Source organism: Bacillus sp. 1021, from assembly GCF_014534735.1.
Taxonomy (GTDB): domain Bacteria; phylum Bacillota; class Bacilli; order Bacillales; family Bacillaceae; genus Bacillus; species Bacillus siamensis.
On the sequence record NZ_JACVSR010000001.1, the window covers coordinates 226,453 to 242,640 of the forward strand.

Here is a 16,188-nt window from a genome sequence, read left to right on the forward strand (position 1 = left end):
TGATGAGTAAAAAAAGAGTAGTCGTTACAGGACTTGGAGCCTTGTCTCCGCTTGGCAACGACGCCGAAACAAGCTGGAAAAATGCAATTAGCGGCGTATCCGGAGTCGGACCGATCACACGTGTGGAATCGGATGAGTATCCGGCGAAAGTAGCTGCTGAACTGAAAGATTTCAATATTGAAAACTACATGGATAAAAAAGAAGCGAGAAAAATGGACCGCTTCACGCAATATGCTGTCGTAGCCGCGAAAATGGCTGTTGAAGATGCCGGTCTGAACATCACAGAAGAGATCGCGCCAAGAGTCGGCGTTTGGGTCGGTTCCGGAATCGGCGGCCTTGAAACGCTTGAATCCCAATTCGAAATCTTCCTGACAAAAGGGCCGAGACGGGTCAGCCCGTTCTTTGTTCCGATGATGATTCCGGATATGGCGACAGGCCAAATCTCAATCGCTCTCGGAGCAAAAGGAGTTAACTCCTGTACGGTGACGGCATGTGCGACGGGGACAAACTCTATCGGTGACGCGTTTAAAGTCATTCAGCGCGGCGATGCCGATGCGATGATTACGGGCGGAACGGAAGCGCCGCTGACAAGAATGTCATTTGCGGGCTTCAGCGCAAACAAAGCCCTTTCTACAAATCCTGATCCGAAAACGGCAAGCCGCCCGTTTGATAAAAACCGTGACGGCTTTGTCATGGGAGAAGGCGCGGGGATCGTCGTACTTGAAGAGCTTGAGCACGCGCTTGCCCGCGGTGCGAAAATCTACGGAGAAATTGTCGGTTACGGCTCAACGGGTGATGCTTACCACATTACCGCGCCTGCCCAAGACGGGGAAGGCGGTGCGAGAGCGATGCAAGAAGCAATCAAAGATGCGGGCATCAAGCCTGAAGAAATTGATTACATTAACGCTCACGGCACAAGCACGTACTACAATGACAAATACGAGACAAAAGCCATTAAGACCGTTTTCGGCGATCATGCGTACAAGCTTGCCATCAGCTCGACAAAATCAATGACGGGCCATTTGTTAGGCGCTGCCGGAGGAATTGAAGCCATCTTCTCCGTCATGGCGATTAAAGACAGCGTTATCCCGCCGACGATTAACATCGAAACACCTGATGAAGAGTGTGATTTAGATTATGTACCGGACAAAGCGCGCGAGCAGGATGTTAACATCGTTCTCAGCAACTCGCTCGGATTCGGCGGACATAATGCCACTTTGATCTTTAAAAAATATCAATAATACAGTTTTTTGACCGGCTGCCTGAAAAAGGGGGCCGGTTTTTTTTGTGCGTGCATATGATAACAACAAGAGGAGGCGAACCGGTATGAGCGTCAAGCAGACATATAAATGGATGGAAAAGGCGGCATCCATGAATGATTTGGCCCCGCACCTTTTGCCGCTTTTTTCAGGGGCCGAAAAGAAAGAGTGGAAGCCGATACTCGGGATGCTGCAAAACCACGGAATGTTCCGCCATCTGAAGGACGGCGTTAGGACCAGTAAACGGCTGAAAGAAAGAGGAAGCTACAGCCATATTCAAAAGGAGGAAGCTTATTTAAAGGAGAAGTGGAACGGGCCGGACGTGCCGATCGTTGTTTTGCCCGTTGATGAACGAAACCGAAAAATCCGTCTGGAATTCGGGTCAAAATCCGGTCTTGCTTTCCGGGACAAAATGTTTCTCTTCTTATCGTCGGATAGTTCCAATTCAGCTGTTTCCGCCCTTATGACACATGAATATAATCACGTCTGCCGGTTAGAACATGTGACAAAGGACGAAAAAGATGAGACATTACTTGATACAATCATGATGGAGGGGCTGGCAGAATATGCTGTATATGAGCGATTCGGCTCAAGTCTTACGGCGGAATGGACGTCCTACTACACGCCTGAGCAGCTTGATTTTCTGTTTGAAAAAAGAGTCAAGCCGAACCTTCGATTAACGAGAGACAGCAGAATGTTTTCACAGCTCTTATACGGAAAAGGATACTTCCCCTCAATGCTTGGTTATGCCGTCGGATTCAATATAGTAAAAAAATATTTAACCGATCATCAAAAAACAGTAAAAGAAGCATTGGCCATCCCTTCAAAAACCTTTCTGGAAGCAACGCTTTAAAAGATTAAAAGAATGGTAATTATTTAAGGATATTACATTTATCCTAAAAAATTCTTGCTTTTGTAATAATGATGTAATAATATACAACTATAAAATTTTTGACTATTCTATATTTTGTGATAGCGAAACGTATGTTTCCCTCTGCTGCAGCGGAATGAGAAAGGGGCGTATCATGAGCACACTATTAGAAGTGAATAATTTAAAGACCTATTTTTTCAGAAAGAAACAGCCGATTCCCGCAGTCGACGGGGTGGATTTTCACATTAACAAGGGCGAAACCGTCGCCCTTGTAGGAGAATCCGGCTCGGGCAAAAGCATCACCTCGCTTTCTATTATGGGACTTGTTCAAGGCTCGGGCGGGAAAATTGTGGACGGCTCGATTAAGCTGGAAGGCAGGGACCTGGCCTCCTTCACCGAAAACGAATATTGCAAAATCCGCGGAAATGACGTCTCTATGATCTTTCAGGAACCTATGACTTCTCTAAACCCGGTGCTGACCATCGGCGAACAAATTACCGAAGTGCTTGAATACCATAAAAAAATGAGTAAAAAAGAAGCCGCGAATAAGGCCGTTGAGCTTCTCAAGCTCGTCGGATTCTCAAGAGCGGAACAAGTAATGAAAGAATATCCGCACCGCCTTTCCGGGGGGATGAGACAGAGGGTGATGATCGCCATTGCGCTCAGCTGCAACCCGAAGCTCCTGATAGCCGATGAACCGACGACAGCGCTTGATGTGACGATACAAGCCCAAGTATTGGAGCTGATGAAAGACCTCTGCAAAAAATTCGATACTTCCATTCTGCTGATCACTCACGATTTAGGCGTCGTTTCCGAAGCCGCCGACAGGGTGATCGTGATGTACTGCGGACAAGTCGTTGAGAGCGCGAGCGTGGAAGACTTATTTTTAAACCCCCTTCATCCGTACACGGAAGGGCTGTTAAACTCCATACCGGTGATAGACGGAGAGATTGATACATTAAAAGCGATCAAAGGCAGTGTCCCGACACCGGATCATCTTCCGGAAGGCTGCCGATTCGCTCCGAGGTGTGCAAAGGCGATGGACAAATGCAAAACGGGGCAGCCTGAGCTGATAACACATGAAAGCGGCCGTTCTGTAAGGTGTTTTTTATATGAGGAAGAGGGTGCCCAATCAAAATGACAGCTGTGAGCCAAGAAACGATATTAGAGCTGAAAGACGTAAAAAAATATTTCCCGATCCGTTCCGGTTTTTTTCAAAGAAAAGTCGGAGACATAAAGGCTGTCGACGGTGTTTCTTTTTCACTGAAGCGCGGCGAGACGCTCGGCATCGTCGGTGAATCAGGATGCGGCAAATCAACGGCGGGAAGGACCATGATCCGTTTATACAAACCGACAGACGGCCGGATTCTTTTTAAGGGTCAGGATATTTCCGGCTTATCAGAAGAAAAGCTGAGAAAAAGCGTCCGCAAAAACATCCAGATGGTCTTCCAGGACCCCTTCGCATCGCTTAATCCGAGAAAAACACTGCGCTCCATTATTAAAGAACCGTACCAGACTCACCATATGTACAGCATTCGCGAGCGGAACGAGAGAGTAGAGGAGCTGCTGGCGAAAGTCGGTCTCCATCCGAGCTTTGCAAACCGCTATCCGCATGAATTTTCCGGAGGGCAGCGTCAGCGGATCGGGATTGCGCGGGCTTTAACATTGAATCCCGAGCTGATTATTGCGGATGAACCTGTATCCGCGCTTGATGTCTCCATTCAGGCTCAGGTCATCAATCTGATGGAAGAACTGCAGGAAGAATTCAACCTGACCTATTTGTTTATATCCCATGATTTAAGTGTTGTCCGCCATATCAGTGACAGAGTCGGCGTTATGTATCTGGGGAAAATGATGGAGCTGACCGATAAACATGAGCTGTACGACAATCCGCTTCACCCCTATACGCAAGCGCTGTTATCTTCAGTGCCAGTCACGAGAAAAAAAGACGCCGTCAAGCGGGAACGAATCATCCTGAAAGGAGAACTGCCGAGCCCGGCAAACCCGCCGAAAGGCTGCGTGTTCCACACGCGGTGTCCGATGGCCAAACCGATCTGTAAGGAACAAATCCCGGCATTTGAAGAAGCCGCTCCCGGCCATTACGTCGCTTGCCATTTATACACCTGAAATGACAAGCATCGAGAGGGGGTATGCCGGATTACATAACCTGTTTGCTGCATATATATCACAAAGGGGGAATTGATATGAAATTACGTAAAACCGCACTGATGATGCTAAGTGTTTTTATGGCGTTCGCCATCTTCCTGTCAGCCTGCTCCGGCTCAAAATCCACAAACACCGAATCCAAACCGGCCGGAAAACCGCAAAAAGGCGGAGATTTGGTTGTTGGGTCAACTGGGGAACCAACGCTTTTTAATCCTCTTTACTCCACCGATGTTGCAAGTTCCGATATTGAAGGAATGATTTACAGCACATTATTAGAAACTGATGAGAAATTGAACGTCAAGCCGTCGCTGGCTGAAAAAGTAACAGAAGCTGACGGGGGATTAACGTACAACGTAAAACTTAAAAAAGGCGTAAAATTCCATGATGGAAAAGAGCTCACGGCCGACGATGTAGTGTTCACCTACAGTATTCCTCTTAACAAAGATTACAACGGTGAGCGAGGCTCAGGTTTTGAGTCACTTAAATCCGTAACGAAAAAAGGAAAATATGAAATTCAGTTTAAAATGAAGAAAAAAGATGCCTATTTCTACAATGTCGTTCTCGACAGTTACGGCATTTTGCCAAAACATATATTGGGTAAGGTTCCGGTTGCTGATCTGGGAGAGAATGAATTTAACCGTAAAAACCCAATCGGCTCCGGTCCGTTTAAGTTTGTTGAGTGGAAAAAGGGTGAGTATGTCAAACTGGAAGCAAATGATGAATACTTTGGCGGCAGACCTTATCTTGATACAGTGACAGTCAAAACAATTCCTGATTCCAACGCGGCCGTGGCCCAGTTAAAAGCGGGAGACATTGATTTCTTCGTTGTGCCGGGCACAGATTTTGATACGGTTAAAACGTTTGGAAACGTAAAGGTTAAATCTGATCTTGGCTTAAACTACAGCTATATCGGCTGGAATGAGAAAAAAGAGCTTTTTAAGGACAAAAAAGTGCGTCAGGCATTGACTTATGCTCTTGACAGACAGGCAATGGTGGATCAAGTGCTGAATGGAGACGGTAAGGTAGCAAATGTTCCTGAAAGTCCGCTGTCATGGAATTATCCGAAGTCTAAAGTGCCGACATTTGATTATAATCCGAAAAAAGCAAAGCAGCTGTTAAAAGAAGCCGGATGGGAAGACCATGACGGTGACGGCTACCTTGATAAAGACGGAAAAAAATTCTCTTTTGAAATTAAAACGAATCAAGGCAATAAAATTCGTGAAGATTTAGCGGTTGTCGTTCAGCAGCAATTAAAAGAAGTAGGAATTGAGGCTAAGCCGCGGATTGTTGAATTCAGTGCGTTAATTGAACAGACCAGTGCCCCTAATTGGGATTATGACGCTCTTCTTCTCGGATGGAGTCTTGCTACGTTCCCGGATCAGTTCTCCATCTTCCATTCAAGCCAAGCTAAAAACGGGCTGAATAATATTTGGTACAAAAATCCGAAAGTCGATAAGCTGCTTGAAGAGGCGAAGTCAATTACTGACAGAAAAGAATACCAAAAGAAATATGAAGAGATATACAAATTGATTGCGGAAGATCAGCCGTACAGCTTCTTATTCTATTACAACTATCACAGAGCGATGCCGAATAATTTACAAGGCTATGTATTCCACCCTAAAAATGACTTGTATAATATTGAAAAATGGTGGCTGGACCAAAAATAGCAGAAGCCCTTGAGAGGGAAGGAGTTTCCTTTCCTCTCTTATCCTATTTAAAAAGGGGACAAGAACATGGTTACATATATTTTACGGCGAACATTAATGTCCTTGCCGATTCTCTTAGGCATTACAATTTTGTCGTTTGCTATCATGAAAGCAGCGCCCGGAGATCCGATGTCGCTCATGATGGACCCTACAATCAGTCAAGCGGACAGGGCGAAATTCATTGAAAAATACGGGTTGAACGATCCGGAACCGGTTCAATATGTGAAATGGCTGGGGAATATGCTGAAAGGCGATTTCGGGACTTCTATTGTGAAGAAAGGCACCCCTGTTTCTGAACTTATCTTATCCCGCTTACCGAATACGATTGTGCTTATGCTTTTCTCAACCCTTGTCGCTCTTCTGATTTCTATTCCATTTGGTGTTTTGTCAGCGAAACGTCCTTATTCAAAATTGGATTACGGGATAACTGTTACTTCATTCTTGGGGCTTGCCATTCCGAATTTTTGGTTCGGTTTGATTTTAATTATGGTTTTATCTGTGAATCTTGGGTGGTTTCCCACTGGCGGAGTAAGCACTTTGAATGCGGACTTTAACATATTTGACCGTTTGCATCATTTGATTCTGCCTGCTTTTGTGCTCGCAACGGCAGACATGGCTGGAATAACGAGATACACAAGATCCAGTATGCTTGATGTGTTAAAACAGGATTATATACGCACGGCGCGTGCGAAAGGATTCAGAGATAATAAAGTGATTTTTAAACACGGTTTGCGAAACGGACTTCTTCCTGTCATCACTATTTTTGGTCTGATGATACCGTCTTTTATCGGGGGAGCGGTAGTTGTAGAACAGATTTTTACTTGGCCGGGTCTCGGCAAATTGTTTATTGATTCAGCCTTTTCACGAGATTATCCGGTTATCATGGCCATGACGGTCATTTCAGCTGTTTTGGTTGTAGTGGGGAATTTAATTGCAGACATCTTATATGCGTTGGCTGACCCCCGTATTGAATATTAACAAAGAGAGGTGAGAGGTCAAATGTTACAGCCAAATACCGGCACACCCCCCAGTGAAATAAAATTAAAAGAAAATATTCAATCCAAACCGGAAACAATGACTAAGATTTTTTTCGAAAAGTTCTTTCAAAACAAACTTGCTGTAATCGGAGCCGTTATATTAACCATCATCATTTTGTCAGCTTTATTCGCTTCGGTAATCGCTCCTTACTCTCCAGAGAGTCAATCTCTTATCAATCGTTTGAAGCCGCCGAGTTTAAAACATCTAATGGGAACAGATAAATTCGGAAGAGACATCTTTACGAGGGTTCTGTACGGGGCGCGCGTTTCCTTGCTTGTCGGATTCGCATCTGTGATCGGTGCGATTACAATCGGAACTGTTGTCGGAGCCGTTGCCGGTTATTTTAAGGGGATTGTCGATGCCGTTCTCATGAGAACTGTTGATATCGTATTATCCATACCTGATATATTTTTGCTTATTACACTTGTTACGATTTTTCAGCCCGGAATGGATAAATTAATTTTAATTTTCTCCCTTACAGGCTGGACAACAACAGCACGCCTTGTGCGGGGGGAGTTTTTATCGCTTCGTTCCAGAGAATTTGTACTGGCTGCAAAGACGATCGGTACAAAAAATCATCATATTATTTTTTCTCATATATTGCCTAATGCGCTTGGACCGATTATTGTCTCGGCCACATTAAAGGTCGGAACGGTTATTTTGGCAGAATCTACATTGAGTTATCTCGGTTTCGGGATTCAGCCGCCGATCGCAAGCTGGGGCAATATGCTCCAGGATGCACAGAACTTTACGCTTATGATTCAGGCTTGGTGGTACCCGTTATTCCCGGGTTTGTTGATTCTTCTTACTGTATTGTGCTTCAACTTTGTCGGAGACGGTCTGCGTGACGCGCTTGATCCGAAAAATGTGAAATGATCTCCCGGACGGAACGGGAGATTTTTTTGTTGCGATGCAGTCAGAAATCCAGCCCCCTATTGCGGAAATCTCATATCGAAATGGAATAATTTATCTATCCCTTGCCTATACTGTGGACAACAGTTTTTATAAAGTGAGGGGTCGAATATGTTATTTCTTCATGATGTGTGGGTCAATTGGTTTGAAGGGGAAGAGAATGGCTACAATGTATGCCATTTTCACGAATGGCGGAAGGAAGACACGGTTGAGCTTTTGGATCAGACGCCGCTGCTCAGAGTGCCGTCGGTATTATTTCATTACATAGAAAACGACTTATCAGAGCTTCCGAAAGAGCTGCTGGAACAAGTGCATCAAAAGTCATATGTGCGAAAAAATCATGAACGGACGAAGCTTGAGTACTGTTTTGTCGTGACTGACGGAATCGGCATCATTGCCGTGGATACGATCGGGTATACCATTCCGGTCAGAAAGAGCCGCCTGATTCCGAGGCAGGAGCAGCTTGTTTATGAAATGGTAAAGGATGTAGAGCCGGAATCGTTTCAATTTGAGCCTGCACAATTGGAGTCTTCAAAGGAATATCACATTTTATCATTGGCGCCGGAGCATGTCAGAGGGCTGACGAGAAAAGAACGGCAGATCAAGCAGCTGATGTTTATGGCGCTTGACCAGCTGAAAGGGCTGAAAAACCGCGCGGAAATAGTGTATTGGTACACGGAATGGAATCCGCATATGTACGAGCAGATCAAACGGATGAGCTTCGAAGAGATTTGGGACATGCTTTATAATGAAACAATCGAAGGCTGGTCAGACAAGCATCTTGCGTTCTGTGAAAATTTGATTAAAGGGCAGCCGTTTTTCGAAAAGCTTTGGGAAATGGAACAGGAATCAAAAGTGAACTAAAAAAGAGGCGGGGATCATCCCGCCTCTTTTCTTTATCTTCTTTTCCGTCCGAGACCCATGGCGTTTTCCATTTTTTTCACCATTTTGCCGGCGGTTTTGTTTGCGCGCGCTGCCCCTTCGTCGAGAATGCGGTCAAGCTCGTCGCTTTCAATTAATTCACGATAGCGCTCTTGGATCGGTGACAAAGCGCCGATAACGACTTCGGCTAAATCGCTTTTGAATTCACCGTAGCCTTTGCCTTCATATTTCGCCTCTAATTCTTCAATTGATGTGTTTCCTAAAATAGAATAGATCGTCAAAAGGTTAGAAACACCCGGTTTATTTTCTTTATCATACTTTACAATGCCTTCCGAATCAGTCACGGCGCTCTTGATTTTCTTTTCGAGCTGTTTCGGCTCATCAAGCAGCGTGATGTATGCCTTTTGGTTCGGGTCTGATTTGCTCATTTTTTTGAGCGGATCAGCCAGTGACATGATGCGCGCGCCCGTTTCAGGGATTTTCACCTCAGGAATCGTGAAGATGTCATTGTATTTCTTATTGAAGCGCTCTGCCAGATTGCGGGTCAGTTCAAGGTGCTGTTTTTGGTCTTCTCCGACCGGAACAAGATCCGTGCCGTACAGTAAAATATCACCGGCCATCAGCGGCGGATATGTTAACAGCCCTGAGACGACGGCTTCTTTGCCTTTTGACTTATCTTTAAACTGCGTCATCCGCTCAAGCTCGCCGATATATGCGACACATTGGAGCATCCATCCCGCCTGGGCATGAGCGGGAACCTCTGACTGGATAAAGAGGGTCGCTTTCTCGGGGTCAAGTCCGACGGCCAGGTAAAGAGCCGCCAGATTGCGTATGTTCTTCCGCAGCTCAAGCCGATCCTGCGGAACCGTAATTGCATGCTGATCGACGATGCAGAAATATCCGTTGTAATCATGCTGCAAATCGACAAATTGTTTCATGGCGCCGATGTAGTTGCCGAGGGTAACGGAGCCGCTCGGCTGAATGCCTGAAAAAATCGTTTTCTTCATAGTTCTTACCTCATTTCTTAAAACATAATAAAAAAGCCCATTCTTCCCGTAGAAAAAAGGGACGAATGAACCGTGGTGCCACCCTGATTATTCCATTACAATGGAATCGCTCGAGACGTTGGTAACGGAGGCTGCTCCGGCTGGGCCTACTTTACGTTCGGTCAGCTGCTCAGAAGTCCATTCCACAGGGCCCGTTACCTGCTCCCAGCACCGCAGGCTCTCTTCAAACGGGTTGATATGTGTACTACTCTTCATCATAGCAATCACAACAAAATGTTCTTTGATTGATCTATTATAAATCAATTATAGCCAAATGTCATCAGAAGAATGCAAGCTTATTTCCAATTTGCTTAAAGGCTGAAAATCCGCAAAAAGAACTGAAAATGCCTAAAAGATAACGGATATCAACATTTCGTATAACGAATATTATATGTAAAAAGCAATATGAACTGGAAATTACAATAAAAATATTTAGTTAGGTCATGCTTTAAACTATAGAAGTGTATCACCTTTTTGGCAGAAAAACTGACCAAATTTAAATATTTTAAATTGAGAAAATAGTATTGCAATAAATTATTCATTTCATTATAATGAACTTGTTCACTCTATTGTTACAGCTTCTTTACATAAAATAATCAGAAAAGACGGAACACAATTAAAGTTTAGAAAAATATTACGTTATTTTGTCTGATATTTCTGAGTATTTAGTAGTAAAGGCTGAAAATTTGATTAGGGGGTTAGTGCATGAAAAAGCGTTGGTCTATTGTAGGTTTGATGCTTATCTTCTCGCTTGTGTTAAGTGCGTGCGGCGGATTCAGCGGCGGATCAGGCGACGGTAAAAAAGACACCAAAGGACAGACTACACTTAATATCAATATTAAAACTGAGCCGTTTTCAATGCATCCGGGATTAGCGAATGATTCCGTTTCAGGAGGCGTAATCCGCCAGATTTATGAAGGATTGACACGCGTAAACTCCAAAGGTGAGCCTGAAGAAGGAATGGCATCTAAAATTGAAACAAGCAAAGACGGAAAGACCTATACATTTACGATTCGTGATGGTGCGAAATGGTCTAACGGCGATCCCGTGACTGCGCAGGATTTTGAATATGCATGGAAATGGGTGCTTGACCCGAACAACGAATCACAATACGCTTATCAGCTCTACTACATCAAAGGCGCTGAAGCCGCCAATACAGGAAAAGGCAAGCTTGATGACGTAGGCGTAAAAGCCGTAAATGACAAAACATTAAAGGTGGAACTGAACAACCCGACACCTTACTTCCTGCAATTAACTTCATTCTATACGTATATGCCGATCAACAAGAAAATTGCTGAAAAACATAAAAACTGGAACACAAACGCAGGTGAAAATTACGTGTCAAACGGCCCGTTCAAAATGACAGCCTGGAAACACAGCGGTTCCATCACGCTTGAAAAGAACGATCAATATTGGGATAAAGACGCTGTGAAATTGAAGAAAATCAACATGGTGATGATTAACAATGACAACACCGAACTGAAAAAATTCCAGGCGGGTGAGCTTGACTGGGCAGGAATGCCGCTCGGCCAGCTTCCGACCGAATCTCTGCCGACTTTGAAAAAGGATGGATCGCTCCATGTTGAACCGATCGCAGGTGTGTATTGGTACAAATTCAACACAGAAGCGAAACCGCTGAACAATGTGAACATCCGTAAAGCCCTTGCTTATGCGATCGACCGCTCATCTATCGTGAAAAATGTGACGCAGGGGGAACAAATCCCGGCCATGGCTGCAGTGCCGCCGTCAATGAAGGGATTCGAGGATAACAAAAAAGGCTATTTCAAAGACAATGACGTCAAAACAGCTAAAGAATACTTAAATAAAGGACTGAAAGAATTAGGTATCAAGAGCGTCTCTGACCTTCCGGCAATCAAATTGTCCTACAATACGAATGATGCGCATGCGAAAATAGCGCAGGCCGTACAGGAAATGTGGAAAAAGAACTTAGGTGTCAAGGCTGAGCTTGATAATTCCGAATGGAATGTGTACATCGATAAGCTGCACAGCCAAGATTATCAGGTCGGGCGTATGGCCTGGTTAGGCGACTTTAATGATGCAATTAACTTCCTTGAAGCATATCGCGATAAAGATGGGGGAAACAATGATACAGGATGGGAAGACCCTGAGTTTAAAAAGCTGCTGAACCAATCTCAGCTTGAAACGGATCCGGATAAACGTATCGAAGAGCTGAAAAAAGCAGAAAAAATCTTTATGGACGCAATGCCGGTCGCGCCAGTTTACTTCTATACAGATACTTGGGTGCAGGATAAAAACCTCAAAAATGTAATCTTGACCGGAACAGGTGACGTTTTCTTCAGAAACGCTTCTTTTGAATAACAGGCGGTTCTGAAAACAAAAGACCCAAGGTATATGGGGAGGATGTCCCCGTATACCTTTCTTGCTTATTAAGTTTAAAATGGTAAAAAATATGGAGGTGTTCACCTTGCTGAAATACATCGGTAAACGATTCATTTACATGATCATCACGCTGTTTGTGATTGTCACCGCCACTTTCTTCTTAATGCAGGCAGCCCCGGGCGGACCATTTTCCGGCGAAAGAAAGCTGACGCCTGAAATTGAAGCAAACTTAAACGAACACTATGGTCTGGACAAGCCTCTTTTCGTTCAATATGTCAGCTACTTAAAATCTGTAGCGATGTGGGACTTTGGGCCTTCTTTTAAATATAAAGGCCAAAGCGTTAATGATTTAATCAATTCCGGCTTCCCCGTCTCATTCACTCTCGGTGCAGAAGCAATTCTCCTCGCATTAGCGTTTGGTGTGCTTTTCGGGGTGCTGGCTGCCCTGTACCATAATAAATGGCAGGATTATACCATTGCGATTTTAACGATCTTTGGGATCTCAGTTCCGAGTTTTATATTGGCAACGATTTTGCAATATATTTTCTCCATTAAATTAGAACTGTTCCCGGTCGCGGGGTGGGAATCCTGGGCATACACCTTTCTGCCCTCCATTGCGCTCGCTTCCATGCCGATGGCATTTATCGCCAGACTCTCCCGTTCAAGCATGATTGAAGTGTTAAACAGCGATTACATACGGACTGCAAAAGCAAAAGGCCTTTCCCGGCCGTCAGTCACCGTGCGCCATGCGCTTCGAAACGCGCTTTTGCCCGTCGTGACATATATGGGGCCGATGGCGGCGTCCATTTTAACGGGAAGTTTCATCATTGAATCGATTTTCGGAATTCCCGGTTTAGGCGCGCATTTTGTAAACAGCATTACAAACCGTGATTATACGGTCATTATGGGAGTTACCGTGTTCTTCAGCGTGATCCTGCTTTTATGCGTATTGATTGTAGATGTGCTGTACGGATTAATCGATCCGAGAATCAAGCTTTCTAAAGCAAAGAAAGGAGCCTAGACCATGCAGAACATTCCTAAAAATATGTTTGAACCAGCTTCAGCTAATGCCGGCGATGCCGAAAAAATAAGTAAAAAAAGCCTTTCCCTCTGGAAAGACGCCATGCTCCGCTTCCGCAGCAATAAGCTTGCGATGGTCGGGTTGGTACTGATCGTTCTTATTATTCTTATGGCGATTTTTGCACCTGTTTTTTCAAAATATGATTATGCGACTACCAATCTATTAAATGCTGATAAAGCCCCGTCGAAAGATCATTGGTTCGGCACCGATGACCTTGGAAGGGACATATTTGTCCGGACATGGGTGGGCGCGCGGATTTCGATCTTTATCGGAGTCGCAGCTGCCGTGCTGGATTTATTAATCGGCGTAATCTGGGGCAGTATTTCCGGATTCCGCGGCGGACGCACAGATGAAGTGATGATGCGCATCGCCGACATTCTGTGGGCTGTTCCTTCATTATTAATGGTGATTTTGCTGATGGTTGTTCTGCCGAAAGGATTGCTGACCATTATCGTCGCCATGACGATCACGGGCTGGATCAATATGGCGAGAATCGTCCGCGGACAGGTGCTGCAATTAAAGAATCAGGAGTATGTGCTTGCTTCACAGACACTCGGTGCCAAAACCGGCCGGCTTTTGTTTAAGCATATCGTCCCGAATGCGATGGGATCTATACTTGTAACGATGACGCTCACGGTTCCGACGGCGATTTTTACAGAAGCATTTTTAAGTTATTTGGGGCTTGGCGTACCTGCGCCGCTTGCGAGCTGGGGGACGATGGCCTCAGACGGATTGCCTGCATTAACCTATTACCCTTGGCGTCTGTTCTTCCCTGCAGGATTTATCTGCCTGGCGATGTTCGGCTTTAACGTTGTCGGCGACGGGTTAAGAGACGCGCTGGATCCTAAGTTACGCAAATAAGGAGTGATATGAGTGACACGCTTGCTAGAAGTAAAAGACTTAGCCATTTCATTTAAAACATACAGCGGAGAGGTACAGGCAATCCGCGGCGTGAATTTCCATTTGAATAAAGGAGAGACGCTGGCGATCGTAGGGGAGTCAGGTTCCGGAAAAAGTGTGACATCTCAGGCGATAATGAAGCTGATTCCGATGCCTCCGGGCTATTTCAAAAGAGGACAGATTCTTTTTGACGGGCGCGATATCGTGCCGATGTCCGAAAAAGAAATGCAGGCCATCAGGGGAAGGGAGATCGGAATGATTTTCCAAGATCCGATGACCTCTCTGAACCCGACGATGAAAGTCGGAAAACAAATTATGGAAGTGCTTTTCAAACATGAAAAAATCTCAAAAGAAGCTGCGAAAAAACGCGCCATAGAGCTGCTTGATCTCGTCGGAATCCCGATGCCTGAAAAACGGATCGGCCAATTCCCGCATGAATTTTCAGGCGGTATGAGACAGCGCGTCGTCATCGCGATGGCGCTCGCGGCAAATCCGAAGCTGTTAATTGCCGATGAACCGACAACAGCGCTTGATGTGACGATTCAGGCGCAAATCCTTGAGCTGATGAAAGATCTGCAAAAGAAAATTGATACGTCTATCATTTTCATCACGCACGATCTCGGCGTTGTCGCCAATGTCGCCGATCGGGTCGCCGTCATGTACGCGGGTCAGGTGGTTGAATCGGGCACGGTGGATGAAATCTTTTATGATCCGCGCCATCCGTATACGTGGGGGCTGCTTGCCTCAATGCCGAGTCTGGACAGCACAGATCAGGAAAAACTGACGGCCATTCCGGGCACGCCGCCTGATCTCACAAACCCTCCGAAAGGGGACGCATTTGCGCTCCGCAGCTCGTATGCGATGAAAATTGACTTTGAACAGGAACCGCCGATGTATAAAGTGTCCGACACGCATTTTGTGAAATCATGGCTTCTGCATCCTGATGCGCCTAAGGTCGAGCCGCCAGAAGCGGTGAAGGCTAAAATCCGTCAGCTGCCGAATACGTATCAGCAGCCTGTTTTAATGAAGGAAGGTGAAAAAAATGACTGAGAAACTGCTTGAAATCAAACATTTACAACAGCATTTTTTTACGCCGAAAGGAACGGTAAAAGCCGTAGATGATTTATCATTTGATATTTATAAAGGCGAAACGCTCGGCCTTGTCGGAGAATCGGGCTGCGGTAAATCAACGACGGGCCGCAGTATTATCCGGCTGTATGAGGCAACCGGCGGGGAAGTCCTCTTTAACGGGGAAAATGTCCACGGGAAAAAATCCCGCAAGAAACTGCTGGAGTTTAACCGGAAAATGCAGATGATTTTCCAGGATCCGTACGCTTCGTTAAATCCGAGAATGACAGTCGCCGACATTATTGCCGAGGGAATAGATATTCACCGCCTGGCCAAAACGAAAAAAGAGCGCATGCAGCGGGTTCACGAACTGCTGGAAACGGTCGGTTTAAATAAAGAGCACGCCAACCGCTATCCGCATGAATTTTCGGGCGGGCAGCGCCAGCGTATCGGAATCGCCAGAGCATTGGCGGTTGATCCGGAGTTTATCATTGCGGACGAACCGATTTCGGCGCTTGACGTTTCCATTCAGGCGCAGGTCGTCAATTTAATGAAAGAATTGCAGCAAGAAAAAGGGCTCACTTATCTGTTTATCGCCCATGATTTATCAATGGTCAAATACATCAGCGACCGCATCGGCGTCATGTATTTCGGGAAGCTGGTGGAGCTTGCGCCGGCGGATGAGCTTTACGAAAATCCGCTTCACCCTTACACGAAATCATTGCTGTCCGCTATCCCGCTTCCTGATCCGGACTATGAAAGAAATCGCGTGCGAAAGAAATATGATCCGTCAATTCATCAGCTCCAAGACGGAGAAAAGATGGAATTTCGCGAAGTGAAACCGGGACATTTTGTCATGTGCACAGAAGCTGAATTTAAAACCTATCTATAAAAGCCG

At 45.4% G+C, this 16,188-nt stretch carries 14 protein-coding genes and 1 other annotated feature; of the genes, 13 read left to right on the forward strand and 1 reads right to left on the reverse strand.

The window, feature by feature from the left end:
• The first annotated feature begins 2 nt into the window (after positions 1-2).
• The 8 genes from fabF to ICW23_RS01245 all read left to right on the forward strand — a co-directional run bounded on the left by fabF (position 3) and on the right by ICW23_RS01245 (position 8,816).
• Positions 3-1,241, forward strand: a complete 1,239-nt coding sequence (fabF, locus tag ICW23_RS01210; protein ID WP_029575326.1) for a beta-ketoacyl-ACP synthase II — start codon at positions 3-5, stop codon at positions 1,239-1,241.
• Positions 1,242-1,326: 85 nt separating this feature from the next.
• Positions 1,327-2,112, forward strand: a complete 786-nt coding sequence (locus ICW23_RS01215) for a DUF2268 domain-containing putative Zn-dependent protease (protein ID WP_016938244.1) — start codon at positions 1,327-1,329, stop codon at positions 2,110-2,112.
• A 172-nt stretch (positions 2,113-2,284) separates the two neighbouring features.
• Positions 2,285-3,271 (forward strand): ABC transporter ATP-binding protein, encoded by a 987-nt coding sequence (locus tag ICW23_RS01220; protein WP_016938243.1) that lies wholly within the window; start codon positions 2,285-2,287, stop codon positions 3,269-3,271.
• A complete protein-coding gene (locus tag ICW23_RS01225; protein ID WP_188153899.1) occupies positions 3,268-4,257 on the forward strand; it encodes an ABC transporter ATP-binding protein in 990 nt (329 codons plus the stop codon). Before ICW23_RS01220 ends, ICW23_RS01225 begins: the two co-directional genes overlap by 4 nt.
• A 77-nt stretch (positions 4,258-4,334) precedes the next feature.
• Positions 4,335-5,963 carry a peptide-binding protein gene (locus ICW23_RS01230; protein ID WP_188153900.1) on the forward strand — a complete coding sequence of 543 codons (1,629 nt, stop codon included), beginning with the start codon at positions 4,335-4,337 and terminating at the stop codon, positions 5,961-5,963.
• A 66-nt stretch (positions 5,964-6,029) separates the two neighbouring features.
• Entirely contained in the window at positions 6,030-6,980 is a 951-nt protein-coding gene (locus ICW23_RS01235) for an ABC transporter permease (RefSeq protein ID WP_016938240.1), read from the forward strand.
• Positions 6,981-7,001: 21 nt separating this feature from the next.
• The gene (opp4C, locus tag ICW23_RS01240) at positions 7,002-7,916 is read left to right on the forward strand and encodes an oligopeptide ABC transporter permease (RefSeq protein ID WP_016938239.1); all 915 of its coding nucleotides are present in this window, start codon (positions 7,002-7,004) and stop codon (positions 7,914-7,916) included.
• 147 nt (positions 7,917-8,063) lie between these two features.
• A complete protein-coding gene (locus ICW23_RS01245) occupies positions 8,064-8,816 on the forward strand; it encodes a YjbA family protein (RefSeq protein WP_016938238.1) in 753 nt (250 codons plus the stop codon).
• A gap of 32 nt (positions 8,817-8,848) precedes the next feature.
• Here ICW23_RS01245 and trpS read toward each other — a convergent pair whose 3' ends face one another.
• On the reverse strand, positions 8,849-9,841 hold the full coding sequence (gene trpS, locus ICW23_RS01250; protein ID WP_016938237.1) for a tryptophan--tRNA ligase: 993 nt from the start codon (positions 9,839-9,841) through the stop codon (positions 8,849-8,851).
• Between the two features lie 54 nt (positions 9,842-9,895).
• Positions 9,896-10,108 (reverse strand) — a binding site (T-box leader).
• A gap of 477 nt (positions 10,109-10,585) precedes the next feature.
• Between trpS and ICW23_RS01255 the strand changes: the two genes are divergently transcribed.
• The 5 genes from ICW23_RS01255 to oppF all read left to right on the forward strand — a co-directional run bounded on the left by ICW23_RS01255 (position 10,586) and on the right by oppF (position 16,182).
• Positions 10,586-12,220, forward strand: coding sequence for a peptide ABC transporter substrate-binding protein (locus tag ICW23_RS01255; RefSeq protein ID WP_016938236.1), 1,635 nt, complete (start codon positions 10,586-10,588; stop codon positions 12,218-12,220).
• A gap of 106 nt (positions 12,221-12,326) precedes the next feature.
• Complete coding sequence (locus ICW23_RS01260; protein ID WP_016938235.1) at positions 12,327-13,262, forward strand: ABC transporter permease; 936 nt, start codon at positions 12,327-12,329, stop codon at positions 13,260-13,262.
• A 3-nt stretch (positions 13,263-13,265) separates the two neighbouring features.
• Entirely contained in the window at positions 13,266-14,183 is a 918-nt protein-coding gene (gene oppC / locus ICW23_RS01265; RefSeq protein ID WP_016938234.1) for an oligopeptide ABC transporter permease OppC, read from the forward strand.
• Positions 14,184-14,195: 12 nt separating this feature from the next.
• The gene (locus ICW23_RS01270; RefSeq protein WP_188153901.1) at positions 14,196-15,272 is read left to right on the forward strand and encodes an ABC transporter ATP-binding protein; all 1,077 of its coding nucleotides are present in this window, start codon (positions 14,196-14,198) and stop codon (positions 15,270-15,272) included.
• On the forward strand, positions 15,265-16,182 hold the full coding sequence (oppF, locus tag ICW23_RS01275; protein WP_016938232.1) for an oligopeptide ABC transporter ATP-binding protein OppF: 918 nt from the start codon (positions 15,265-15,267) through the stop codon (positions 16,180-16,182). The genes ICW23_RS01270 and oppF overlap by 8 nt, the downstream gene beginning before the upstream one ends.
• Positions 16,183-16,188 lie beyond the last annotated feature (6 nt).